The 11,991-nt window shown below is 69.7% G+C and carries 10 protein-coding genes and 2 pseudogenes; 7 read left to right on the top strand and 5 right to left on the bottom strand.

Features of this window, described 5'->3' with window-relative positions:
- Positions 1-224: 224 nt before the first annotated feature.
- Complete coding sequence (locus tag BM536_RS38530) at positions 225-1,076, bottom strand: RNA polymerase sigma factor SigF (RefSeq protein ID WP_073493949.1); 852 nt, start codon at positions 1,074-1,076, stop codon at positions 225-227.
- A gap of 290 nt (positions 1,077-1,366) precedes the next feature.
- Here BM536_RS38530 and BM536_RS38525 point away from each other — a divergent pair, with 290 nt between their 5' ends.
- From BM536_RS38525 to BM536_RS38500, 6 genes and pseudogenes are all read left to right on the top strand, one after another.
- Entirely contained in the window at positions 1,367-1,726 is a 360-nt protein-coding gene (locus BM536_RS38525; protein ID WP_170109995.1) for an STAS domain-containing protein, read from the top strand.
- Positions 1,723-2,651: pseudogene (locus BM536_RS38520) on the top strand (anti-sigma factor RsbA family regulatory protein). Before BM536_RS38525 ends, BM536_RS38520 begins: the two are co-directional and overlap by 4 nt.
- Positions 2,652-3,152: 501 nt before the next feature.
- The gene (locus BM536_RS38515) at positions 3,153-3,989 is read left to right on the top strand and encodes a hypothetical protein (RefSeq protein ID WP_094104089.1); all 837 of its coding nucleotides are present in this window, start codon (positions 3,153-3,155) and stop codon (positions 3,987-3,989) included.
- Positions 3,990-4,492: 503 nt separating this feature from the next.
- Positions 4,493-5,398: an NADP-dependent oxidoreductase gene (locus BM536_RS38510; RefSeq protein ID WP_094104088.1), complete on the top strand. Its 906-nt coding sequence runs from the start codon at positions 4,493-4,495 to the stop codon at positions 5,396-5,398.
- Positions 5,399-5,475: 77 nt separating this feature from the next.
- A pseudogene (locus BM536_RS38505) lies at positions 5,476-6,536 on the top strand (alkene reductase).
- An 11-nt stretch (positions 6,537-6,547) separates the two neighbouring features.
- Positions 6,548-7,027: a MarR family winged helix-turn-helix transcriptional regulator gene (locus BM536_RS38500; protein ID WP_073493953.1), complete on the top strand. Its 480-nt coding sequence runs from the start codon at positions 6,548-6,550 to the stop codon at positions 7,025-7,027.
- Positions 7,028-7,489: 462 nt separating this feature from the next.
- On the opposite strand, the gene BM536_RS38495 is transcribed toward BM536_RS38500, so the two are convergent.
- Both BM536_RS38495 and BM536_RS38490 read right to left on the bottom strand, forming a co-directional pair.
- Complete coding sequence (locus BM536_RS38495) at positions 7,490-8,773, bottom strand: PP2C family protein-serine/threonine phosphatase (RefSeq protein ID WP_073493954.1); 1,284 nt, start codon at positions 8,771-8,773, stop codon at positions 7,490-7,492.
- The gene (locus BM536_RS38490) at positions 8,773-9,582 is read right to left on the bottom strand and encodes an alpha/beta fold hydrolase (RefSeq protein WP_073493956.1); all 810 of its coding nucleotides are present in this window, start codon (positions 9,580-9,582) and stop codon (positions 8,773-8,775) included. Before BM536_RS38490 ends, BM536_RS38495 begins: the two co-directional genes overlap by 1 nt.
- A 135-nt stretch (positions 9,583-9,717) precedes the next feature.
- Between BM536_RS38490 and BM536_RS43755 the strand changes: the two genes are divergently transcribed.
- Positions 9,718-10,038, top strand: coding sequence for a hypothetical protein (locus BM536_RS43755; RefSeq protein ID WP_073493958.1), 321 nt, complete (start codon positions 9,718-9,720; stop codon positions 10,036-10,038).
- A gap of 150 nt (positions 10,039-10,188) precedes the next feature.
- Here BM536_RS43755 and BM536_RS38480 read toward each other — a convergent pair whose 3' ends face one another.
- Positions 10,189-10,551, bottom strand: a complete 363-nt coding sequence (locus BM536_RS38480; RefSeq protein WP_073493960.1) for an STAS domain-containing protein — start codon at positions 10,549-10,551, stop codon at positions 10,189-10,191.
- On the bottom strand, positions 10,548-11,816 hold the full coding sequence (locus tag BM536_RS38475; protein WP_073493961.1) for a PP2C family protein-serine/threonine phosphatase: 1,269 nt from the start codon (positions 11,814-11,816) through the stop codon (positions 10,548-10,550). The genes BM536_RS38480 and BM536_RS38475 overlap by 4 nt, the downstream gene beginning before the upstream one ends.
- Positions 11,817-11,991 lie beyond the last annotated feature (175 nt).

Below are 11,991 nucleotides of genomic sequence, written 5' to 3'. Positions count from 1 at the left end.
GTGGGGGGTGGGGGGTGGCGGTGGCGGTAAGGAGGCTCCGATGGCTGAGATCGGCCCGTCCTCTCCTGTCCCGGGGGCCGCCCGTGATCACATGGCCACGGCGGTCGGGAAGGTAGGCGAACGAAGCACACCAGGGCCGAGTTGGGTGGCCCCCGGGCCGGCGTCGGAAGCATCCGAACCGGGGGAAAGCTTGACGGGAAGCGGGCGCTCGGCCGCTGCTCGGTTCAGTTTGTGGCGAGCATGCCCTTGCGTAGGCGGGTCAGGGTTCGGGAGAGCAGCCGTGAGACGTGCATCTGGGAGCAGCCGAGGTGTTCGGCGATCTGGGCCTGCGTGCGCTCCTCGACGAACCGCATGTGGATGATCTGCCGGTCGCGTTCGTCGAGCGCGCCGAGCAGCGGGGCGAGGGCGTGGAAGTCCTCGACCAGTTCCATGGCGGTGTCTTCGATGCCGATGAAGTCTGCCAGGGCGGCCTCGCCGGTCTCGTCACTGTTGATGGCGGCATCGAGGGAGGCGGAGTTGTAGCCGTTGGCGGCCAGGCGTGCTTCGATGACCTCCTCGTGCGACAGGTTCATCAGTTCGGCCAGTTCCTTGACCGTGGGGGTGCGGCCGAGCCGACTGCGCAGTTCGTCGGTGGCGCGGGCGAGTTCGACGCGGGCTTCCTGCAGACGGCGGGGGACATGCACGGCCCACGAGGTGTCGCGGAAGAACCGCTTGATCTCTCCGACGATGTAGGGGACGGCGAAGGACGTGAACTCCACCTCCCGGGAGAGTTCGAACCGGTCGATCGCCTTGATCAGTCCGATCATGCCGACCTGAACTATGTCTTCCATCTCGTCCGCGCCCCGGCTGCGGAACCGGCCGGCCGCGTAGCGGACGAGGGACATGTTCATCTCGATCAGGGTGTTGCGCGCGTACTGGTACTCGCGGGTGCCCTCTTCGAGGTTGGCCAGCTGTGCGAAGAACAGCTTCGAGAGCGACCGTGCGTCCTTGGGCGCCACCTTCAGCGGATCTGCGATCTCCGGCAGTTCACTGATCGCGTGATCGACGCTCGTGTGGAGACTCGTTGTCGCCGTCATCCTTGCTTCCCTCCCTGGCTTGTCGGCCAGCCCTTGCCTGTCGCGGGCCGACGGCGAGCCGTCTACCCGGCCTGACCACGGTCATGCGCACATATTCTCGGTATCTTTCGGCTCACCGCTGTGGAGCCCGTCAGACAGTCCGGTCACGCAGGGCAGGCCCCGGTACGGGGTGATCCTCCGTCGGCGCTGGCGGCCTATATGATGACGTGTCTAGCCTGTGGTTCCGCAGGCGCGAGAAGCGGAGACATGGCGAGCGCCGTACAGCGGCACCTGCAGGCAGGGGAGAGAACGTGGATGCCTCCCACGGCGTGGACAGGCCGGTCCCCGCGCCAACGCACGACGGCGCGGTGCTGGAGATCCGACCGCTGCCCGGTCTCCCTGGGATTCGCGCGGCTGGAGAGATCAACGTGAGCACCCGTTCCTCGTGGGAACAGGCTCTGAGGCACCTGGCGAGTGCCCATACCGACGTCTCGTTCGTGGAACTGTCCGACCTGATGTTCATTGACGTGGGCGGCGCGACGGCGCTGGCGGTCACCGCCCAGCAGTTGGGTAACGGCCGCATCGTCGTGGACCGTCCGCCGCGGGAGCTGGAGCGCATCCTGGATATGTTCTGGCCTGGCCTTTCTACGATCGAGGTGGCGGGACGATGAGTACGGCCACCAGCAGTGAGTCCTTTGTGCACCCCGCGCTGTTCTATCGGGGCACAGAGCAGTACACGGCGGGCACGGTGCCGTTCCTCCTGGAAGGTCTGGCCGCCGGCGAGGCCGTCGCCGTCGCCGTTCCCGGGCCCAACCTCGAGCTGATCAAGGCCGAAATGGGTGCGAGTGCCGCAAAGGTCAAGTTCCTCGACATGACCCAGGCGGGCCGCAACCCGGGGCGGATCATCCCCGGTGTGCTGCGCGCCTTCGCCGACTTCCACCCGCCGCCGGGTTGAGGATCATCGGCGAACCGATCTGGGCTGGTCGGTCGTCCGTGGAGTACCCGGCGTGCGTCCAGCACGAGGCTCTCATCAACGCGGCCTTCCAGGGCCGTGAGGTGACGATCCTGTGTCCGTACGACGCGGACGGCCTGGAGCCGGAAGTGCTCGCCGACGCCCACGCCACCCATCCCGTTGTCATCGACACCGGCATCGAACGGACCAGCGACGCCTACGACCCCGAGCAGGTCGTCGCTCGCTACAACCAGCCGCTCGAACACCCGCCCGGAGCCGCGTCCCTCACGTTCGACGCGGATGCGCTCCCGCAGGTCCGCTCGTTCGCGGTCGAGGAAGCCAAGCAGTTGGGCCTCACCGGTGACCGGCTGCAGGATCTGACGCTGGCGGTGGCGGAGCTGACCACCAACAGCGTGGTGCACGGCGGCGGATCGGGGACGCTGCGGATCTGGGCCGAGGGCAAGCAGATCGCCTGCGAGGTCCTCGACCGCGGCCGGCTCACCGATCCCCTGGCCGGCCGCCGGCCACCGGCACGCGACCAGTTGGGCGGGCGCGGCCTGATGCTCGTCCACTACGTCACCGACCTCGTGCGCCTCCACACCGCCGAGGACAGCACCACCATCCGCATCTACCTCAATCGCTGACCACTCGTGCACGACGCCGGCCTCGGTGGTCGACGGGTGCCGTGACCGAGGCGCAGACAGCAGGTCCAGCTGCTCATCCCCGACCAACTGGGAGTGTCCTTGCCGACTCACGGTGGGGGAGTCGCTTCGACGTCACGACTGGTCGTGGCAGCAGCCGCGGGCACCCGAGCGGGACGACGCCGGGGCAGCCGGCTGGGTGAAGGGACCTGGCTTCCCTGCCCGGACAAGGCGCGCCTGCAACGCCGCCGAGCGTGACGTGGTCGGCCGGCGCGGCGATGCCGACGTCGACCGCCTTCGTGGCCTCGGCCGCCGTCGGTTGGCGTGCTTGGGCGGTATTCGGGGAGTCGCCGCACCCGGCAGGAGTTGATCGGAGCTGTTGCGGTCATGGCTTGCGCCTGGCCTGACCTGGCCTGGCTTGTGCCGTTCCGCCCGCGAACCTGTGGTGCACGGGTGGGCTGTGTTGAAAGGGCAACTGCCGCACCCGGCGGCTACGGTCGGCGGGTGAGCAACGCTGAGCAGACCGCCGAGGGCGCGGGGCCCTTCACCACCAGGCTGACCTGGGTCCTTGCGGATGGTGGCACTGCCGTCTGGGAGTCGCGTCCGGCACGTAAGCGTGGCTTGCTCTCCGTGCGGTCCGCGGTCGGGCCGGAGCCGCATGCGCGAAGAGCGGACAGCGAATCGATCGCCCGTCTGCGCAGACTGAATCTCCTGGCTGCGTGGGCGTTCGCGGTTGGTGGGGCCCTTTTTGGTGTCGGAGCCGGGGTGGCTCAGTTCGGCTCGGGCGACGCGACGGGCGTCTGGATCTATTTCGCCGGCGGTCTGTTCTTCAACACGGGTGGCTACGCGTCACTGCTTCAGGCGATCAATGCTCCCCGCCGGGACAGCGAGGCCGGGGCGCTGGCCGCACGGGGCTGGAGGTGGTGGAGCTACGAACCCGGCCGCATCGACTGGCTGAGCACCTTCCTGCTGTTCGCGGGGACGCTCGTGTTCGGCATCAACCTGTTGAGTTCTCTTCTGGAAGGGCTTTCGACGCAGCAGACGAACCGGCTGATCTGGGCCCCCGACCTGGTCGGGTGCATCCTCTTCCTGATTTCGGGGCACCTCGCGCTGGTCGAGGTGTGTCATGGCCGACCGGGCGTGCGGCCCACCGACCTCGGCTGGTGGATCGTCGCGGTCAACCAGCTCGGAACCGTCCTCTTCCTCGGTTCTGCACTGGCCGACTTCACTCGGCCTGCGACGGGCAGCGTCCTGAACACCGACATCACGAACTGGGGCACTCTCGTGGGAGCGCTCTGCTTCCTGGTCGGAGGGGTGCTCCAGTCCTTCGAACACCCCTGACCCACCACCCACCACCCGCCGCCTCCGTCGGCCGAGGAGAGGCAAGCGGCCCCCTGCCGCGCCGACGGCACGTCCGTGATCGCGCGGCTCGGCGCACTTCAGGAGTACGCGTACCGCTGCCCGCCGCGGCGGCCGGCCGAACCGCCGCAACGGGGGGGGGCCGAGCTATGGGTGCCCAGCGCAGTGCAGTCGGGCGCCGACTCTCGCCACCGTCACCCGTAGCCCTCGTATGCCGAGCCTGGGGGCGTCGCTGTACGAGACGCCGGGCACGGAAGCGGGAGCTCCGGCTTCTCAGCCAAGGCCAGCCGAGGCAGCCCTTGGCTGAGCAGGGCGCGCTCCGGCGGGCGCCTCCGTCCCCGGCCGCCCTTCCGGGAGACCGACGTGACCGTGACTGATCCTCCGCAGCCTGCGCGTCAGCAAATACTTGGCTAGCCACATGTTTGCTGTTACGTTAGTTATGTGTCCAGCCACCTAAATGGGGTGGCGGCACGAGAGGAGTCGCTGTGAGAGCCATCCTGTTCGACCGTTTCGGAGGCACGGAAGTGCTGCGCGAGGCGGACATCGAGGTCCCGCAGCCCGGCCCCGGGCAGATCCGCGTCCGGGTCAAGGCGGCCGGGTTGAACGCGCTGGACGGCAAGATCCGCTCCGGGATGCTGGAGGCCGTGTACCCGACGACCTTCCCCGCCGTCCCCGGTGGCGAACTCGCCGGCGTGGTGGACGCGCTGGGTGAGGACGTGACCGACGTGCGGGTGGGGGATGAGGTGCTGGGCTGGTCGGACACCGGCTCGTACGCCGAGTACGCGCTGGCCACCGTCGTGGCTCCCAAGCCCGCCGGCCTCGACTGGCAGCAGGCGGTCGCGCTGCCGGTGGCGGGCGCGACGGCCGAGCGGGTCCTGAACCTGCTGGGCGTCACCGCCGGGGAGACCGTACTGATGCACGGCGCGGCCGGAGCGGTCGGAACCCTGGCGGTCCAGCTCGCCACGGCCCGCGGAGCGCGTGTCATCGGCACCGCCGGCCCCGCCAACCAGGACTACCTCACCTCTCTCGGTGCCACCGCCACCCTCTACGGCGAGGGCCTGGTCGAGCGGGTCCGGGCGCTCGCCCCCGATGGCGTGGACGCGGTGTTCGACCTGGCCGGGAAGGGAGCCCTGGAGGACTCCATCGCGCTGCGGGGCGGTACCGAGCGCATCGTCACCATCGCCGACTTCGGCGCGCACCAGCTCGGCATCACCTTCTCCAGCAGTCCCGGGGAACGCTCCGCCGCAGGCCTGGCCGCCCTGGCACAGGACGCCGCGACCGGCAAGGTCGTCACCACCGTCACCGCCTACCCGCTCGCCGAGGCCGCCACTGCCCAGCAGGTCAGTGACGCCGGGCACGTCCGGGGCAAGCTCGTCCTCACCCTCGACTGATCACGCCCGCCTCGCCCCGCGCCACGCCCCCGCGATCCCGATCGCCCCCTGTTCATCACCGCACCGAAGGAACAAGCATGCTGAACTCCCTGTGGACACCGACCACCGTCGGTGACATGTCCCTCCCGCACCGCCTGGTCATGGCCCCTATGACCCGTGACCGCTCCACACCTGAAGGCGTACCCACCGAGCTGAACGCCGAGTACTACGCCCAGAGGGCCTCGCACGCGCTCATCATCACCGAGGGAACCCAGCCCTCCACCGACGGCCAGGGCTACCTGCTCACCCCCGGCATTCACAATGACGAGCAGATCGCCGGGTGGCGCAAGGTCACCGACGCCGTGCACGCGGCCGACGGCCGGATCGTCATCCAGCTGATGCACACCGGACGCACGGCCCACCCCGACAACACCCCCCACGGGCGCCGGCCGGTCGCCCCTTCGGCGATCCGGCCGCAGGGCGCGATGTTCACCGCGTCCGGGCCCCAGGAGATGCCGACACCCCGTGCCTTGTCGACGCAGGAGGTCGCGGCGACCGTCGACGACTTCCGCCGCGCGGCGGCGGCTGCCGTCGCGGCGGGCGCGGACGGTGTGGAGATCCACGGCGCCAACGGCTACCTGGTGCACCAGTTCCTGTCCGACAACACCAACCAGCGCACCGACCAGTACGGCGGCTCCCTCACCAACCGCGTCCGCTTCGCCGTCGAGGTCGCCGCCGCCGTGGCCCACGAGATCGGCGCCGACCGCACCGGCCTGCGTATCTCGCCCGGTAACCCCTACAACGACATCGCCGAGTCCGACACCGCCGAGCTGTATCCGGCACTCGTGGACGCGCTGCGCCCGCTCGGCCTGGCCTACCTGCACGTGATGCACGCGGGCGACGAGGTACTCCTTGGCACCCTGCGGGCGCAGTGGCCGACCGCGCTGATCCTGAACCGGGCCGGCACCGACCTGCGACCCGCGCCAAGGACATCGACAACGGCACGGCTGACCTCGTCTCCGTCGGCGCTCTCGCGCTCGCCAACCCGGACCTGGTCGAGCGGCTCCGCGTCGGAGCGCCGCTGAACACCCCCGACCCGGCGACGTTCTACGGTGGCGGAACCGTCGGTTACACCGACTACCCGACCTACGCGGCTTGAGGAACAGCACCATGCCCACCCCCGAACCCCATATCCCCACGGCGGCCAGCGCAGGACCGATGAGCTACGCGATCTTCGCGCTCGCCCGCGCCCACCGCGCCCACGCCGCCGCCATGCTCCGCGCGATGGACCTGCACCCCGGACAGGAGCTGCTGCTGATGCACCTCCTCGACCGGGACGGCCAGACCCAGTCCGAGCTGCTCGGCAGCGTCGGCCTGGACCACTCCACCGTCTCCAAGTCCCTGCGCCGCATGCAGGACGCCGGCCTGCTCATCCGCGAGCCGGCGGCACACGACCGGCGTGTCATGGTCATCCACCTCACGGACAAGGGGCGTGCCATGCGTGAGCCCATCGAGGCGATGTGGCGCGCGCTGGAGGAGACCGCCGCGCGCAACCTGTCGGAGCAGCAGGCGGAATCCTTCGTCCACACCGCCTACGCCATCGCCGAGGCGATGAACGGATCGGACCTTCCGCGACAGGAGTCCGAGTAGCGCCCCGGTGTGCGGCCCATGGCCGCGTATGCAGGACGACGCGGGGAGGGGGCCCGTGGACATGGCGTGCACACGGGTGGCTGAGGCGAAGCGGCCGGTACGTCGCCGACCCCCGCCGCCAGGAGCAACTGTTCGGCCCCGTCCCCAAGGCCGAGGACGCCCTCAGCCGGTACACCGACGAGCTGGGCACGGCGCGGCACCGGTGACGCGCCCGCATTCGGGTTTCGCCCGCTGCACGGCGGAAGCCTGCTCGCCCTCTTCTTCGGCCTGGCCCCCTCAGCGACGCTCGCGAGTACGACGGCGTCGGCAGACTCCGCCGCATCGGCGTGGACGGCACCATGTCCGTCCGCGCCGCAGGGCACACACCGCTACCGAGCACGTAGGGACGGGCAACCGGCTCCCTGGGACTGCTCAGCCGGCCCGATGACGACCTCCGACCGGTGATAGTGCGGGTGCGGAGGGTCAGTCGTCTGGTCCCTGCTGTTCCGCAGGGGTGGGTCGGGGCACGTGGATGGCCAGGACCGCGGTGTCGTCGTCCACGCCTGTGCCGAAGCTGCCGAGCAGTTCGCGGACCGCCCTGACGGTGTCCGAGGCGGTGGTGGGAGCGAGTGCGCGGCCGAAGTCGAGGAGGGCGTCGTCTCCGTAGCGTTCACCGCTGATGTCCGTGGCTTCGGTGCGGGCTTCGGTGAGGCCGTCGGTGTGCAGGAGCAGGGTGTCGCCGGGGGCGAGGTGGAGGCTGGTGGTGGCGATGTGGGCGTCGGGCAGGACGCCGATGAGTTGTCCGCCGGGGGTGTGGAGGAAGTCGGCGGTGCCGTCGGCGCGCATCAGCAGGGCGGGTGGGTGGCCGCCGCTGGACAGGGTGACGTGGAAGCCGCCGCGGTCGGGCTCGGGGGTGAGCAGCCCGAAGACGACGGTGCAGAAGCGTGGGTCGTCCGTACCGTTGTACTCGTGGTTGAGGACGGTGTTGAGGTTGCCCAGCACGGCAGTCGGATCGGGGTCGTACACCGCGGCGGCACGCAGGGTGTATCGGGCCAGTGAGGTGACCGCCGCCGCGGCTGCGCCCTTGCCGCACACGTCGCCGAGGAAGAGACCCCAGGTGCCGGAGGCCAGGGGGAAGAGGTCGTAGAAGTCGCCGCCGACCTCGTCGAGGGAGGCGAGGTGGTAGTACGCGGAGACGTCCAGGCCCGGCACACTCACCAGCGTGGGTGGCAGCAGCGTCCTCTGCAGGGTGGTGGCCAACGTGCGGAGACGGTCGCGTTCCTGGTCGGCCTTCTGACGGGCGCGCAGTAGCTCCGTTTCGTACGCACGGCGATCGCGGGCGTCGAAGATGGTGGTGCGGATCAGCAGTGGCTGTCCGTCGCTGCCCGTTTTCACCGTGGACGTGACCAGAACCGGCAGGCGCGTACCGTCGGACGCCTTGAGTTCCAGGGCGATGCCGCTGATCTCGCCCTGCATCCGGAGCAGCGGGGCGAAGTGGGTCTCGTGGTACAGCCGGCCGCCGACGGTGAGCAGGTCGGAGAAGTGCTTTCGGCCGACCAGGTCGTCGCGCTCGTGACCCAGCCAGTCGAGCAAGGTCGCATTGACCCTCGCGATCCGGCCGTCCAGCTGGGTGGACAGGTAGCCGCAGGGCGCGTGTTCGTACAGGTCCTCGGCACTGTCCTCCAGCAGAGCGGAGAACTGCGCCTGCTCGTCCGTTGGCGGCCCCTCTTCCTGCGGACCGCCCTCGTCACCGTCGGTCCGGCACATCATTTGAGTGCTCCCGCGAATGCGGCGATGGCGGCTGCGGTCTCCTGGGGAGCGGCGAGCTGGGGGCAGTGTCCGGTGGCGTTGAGCGTGACGAGTTGGCTCCCCGCGATCTGCGCGTGGACGAACGCGCCCACTTCTGGCGGCGCGATCGCGTCATGGGAGCACTGGGCGACCAGAGTGGGCACCCTCACGTCAGCGAGGTCGGTGCGGTTGTCGGACAGGAACGTCACCCGGGCGAAGACCCGCGCGATGTCCGGATCGGTGCGGCAGAAGCTGTCGGTCAGCTCCTCGCCCAGCTCGGGCCGCTCCGGGTTGCCCATGATCACCGGCGCCATCGCACCCGACCAGCCCAGATAGTTCGCTTCCAGCGACTCCAGCAACTCGTCGATGTCCCCGGCGCTGAACCCGCCCCGGTATCCGGTGTCGGGGTCGTCGACGAAACGCGGTGAGGGAGCGAGGAGGACCAGCCCGGCGAATGCCTCGGGCTCGCGAGCGGCGGCCACCACCCCCATCATCGCGCTCACCGAATGCCCCACGAACGTCACCGGGCCGAGCGCCAGCTCCCGGCACAGCTCCAGCACATCGTCGACGTACCCATCGAGTGTCGAATACCGCTCCTGGTTCCACGCCGACAGATCGGAGCGTCCGGCTCCGACGTGATCGAAGAGGACGACCCTGAAATCGCGCTCCAGTGTCGGCACCACCAGACGCCACATGTTCTGATCACATCCGAACCCGTGTGCCAGCATCACCACCGGCCCGTCGGCCGGCCCGGTCACCGTCACACAATTCCTGTGGCGCACGCCCATGCCGCAATTCTCGCAGAAGGAGCGCCGCTCCAGGCGAGTCACAGTCGGTGGCATCAGGTTCTTGTTCGCGCAACCCACCTCGATGCGCCGACGTCCAACTCGATGAGGACGGTTGCCGATCACCCGGGAGAACACGTGGCGAAGAAGGACCGGACGACGGACGCGGCGGGAGAGAAGGATCGCGAGAAGTGGATGGCGCGCTTCCAGGTACGGCTGGCGATGCAGCCGGGCGTGGACCGGGCAGTCGTACTTCAGGGGGTCAAGCACGTTACGGCGCACTGCGCGGACACGGGAGAGCACCCGCAGACTGCCTTCGGCGACCCGGATGCCTACGCCGTGCGGGTCGGTGCGCTTTTGGTCCCGGCGGATCGGAGGGCGCGCGGGAGGCGGAACAACGCCGTGCTGAACGCGGTCGACTCCGTGCGCAGGAGAGCTGGGGACGTCGCCGGTCTGTGACCGGTCGGAGCGACTTCCGCCATGGCCCGGCGCAAGGTTTCTGACACCGCTCCCTTCCCACGGGGATGCTGGCCGGCTCAGGCGGCGACTGGCGGAGCGGGTGGCTCCGAGGCCTTTGGGCTTGAGCCGGTGCGGTCTTCGGTGTGCCTTCTACTCCGCAGTTCTGTCGGGGGCGGCGGCGAGGGCTTCGGCGAGGCTGCCGTGCACGGGGATGACCTGGTCGGCACCGGTGACGGTCATCAGGCGCAGGGTCTGCGCGGGGGGCGCGGCAACGGCCAGCCAGCCGTCGTTCTCACTCACGCGGCGCCGCAGCCGCAGCAGCATGTTCAGACCGGAGGAGTCGCAGAAAGTGACCTTGGAAAGGTCCAGAACGAGCCGGGGGTGGGCTGTGGCCAGCTCTGCCGCTTCCGGGTAGAGGCTGCTGGTGGTGCGGAAGTCCAGGTCGCCGGCCAGGGCCGCGACGGTGAGGCGGCCAGAGGTGTCCAGGACGGTCAGCTGGGAGTCGGAGCTCATGAGCGGGGGCTCCTGTCCATGCGCGGCGGCGGGTTGTCCGGGTCGGATGCCACAGGCTCGGGCAATCCGGCCAGCCGGGCGGCCTTCCCGTAGCGGCCGGGGGCGGCAGGCGGCCCGATCCATTCGCACAGCAGTACGGTCGCGTCGTCCTGGAGCCGGTCTCCGTGATGTTCCAGGACGGCGTTGACCAGACGGCGCAGGGTCTCCGGGACGGGCAGCCCGTCGGCGTGGTGGCGGATGATGAATTCGGTGAACCGCTCCAGACCGAACTCGGTGCCGTCCGCGCCCCGGGCCTCGATGATGCCATCGGTGTAGAACACCACCCGGTCTCCCGGTTCCAGTTTCTCGGTGCACACCGTGGTCTCCAGGCCCAGCCCCGTGCCCATGGGGTGGGCCGGAGGACACTGCAGGTGGGCGCGCCAGCGGCCACCACGGATGATCACAGGCGGCGGATGTCCGCGGTTGATCCAGCTCATCACCCCGGTGCGGGTGTCGAGAGTGGCCAGGATGCCGGTGGCGTACCGTGCGCGGTCGTACTGTTCGAGCAGGGCGGCTTCCACCGCCTCGCCCTTTCCCTTCAGGTCGGCGCCCTGGCGGCGGGCGTTGCGGCAGGCTCCTATGGCCAGGTGCGCGGTCAGACCGGCGGCGAGGTCATGTCCCATGGCATCGAAGATCGACAGGTGGACGTTCGGGCCGTCCGTGGCGTAGTCGTAAGCGTCCCCGCTGACCTGGTAGGCGGGTTCCATGGACGCGGCGATCATCACGCGCCGGTCGGTGTAGGTGTTCGGCGGCATCAGATGCCACTGCATCTCCGCAGCGATGTTCAGCGGCTCGACGCGCGTGAGGCGCGCAATGGCATCGCTGAAGTTCCGCTTGGTCGCGACCAGCAGCGCCACCAGACCGGACAGCGACGCCGCATCCTCGCGCGCCTGCTCATCCGTATGCACCGAGGTGACACGCAGCACGCCCAGGCGCTCGGTGCCGTCCATCAGCGGCACCCACCATTGCCCCCCTTCCGGTGCGGCGGCGAGCACCTGCCCGTACTGGTAGCAGCGCCCGGGCACCGAACCTTCCACCCGCAGCTCCCGGTCGTGGCCCTCGCCGGAGAAGCTCTCGCCCGTCATCAGACGCAGCACGCGCCCCTGCAGATCCAGCAGATAGATCAGAACCTCCGGGAACCCCGCAGCGGCAGCACGCTCGGACACCGCATCCGGCAGCTCCTCCATCGACATCAGATGGCTGGCCGCGATCAGGTCCCCGAGCATGCGTCGTCCGTCCGCGTCCCGCCCTTGGTCACTCACGGCATCACCCCAACTCGTCGGCCCGGCCCGGCCGGTCCGGCCGCCTCGGGTACGGGTACCCAGCTCCCGGCCGCCGACCGCAGTGCACGATGCGGCTGCGGGGCTGCGGGGTGTGGCGCGTTGGGCGTGGTCCGGTTCA

Origin of the sequence: Streptomyces phaeoluteigriseus (assembly GCF_001896135.2) — a bacterium.
Lineage (GTDB): Bacteria > Actinomycetota > Actinomycetes > Streptomycetales > Streptomycetaceae > Streptomyces > Streptomyces phaeoluteigriseus.
Note: the sequence above shows the minus strand (reverse complement) of the source record. Positions and strands in the feature narration are given on the sequence as shown.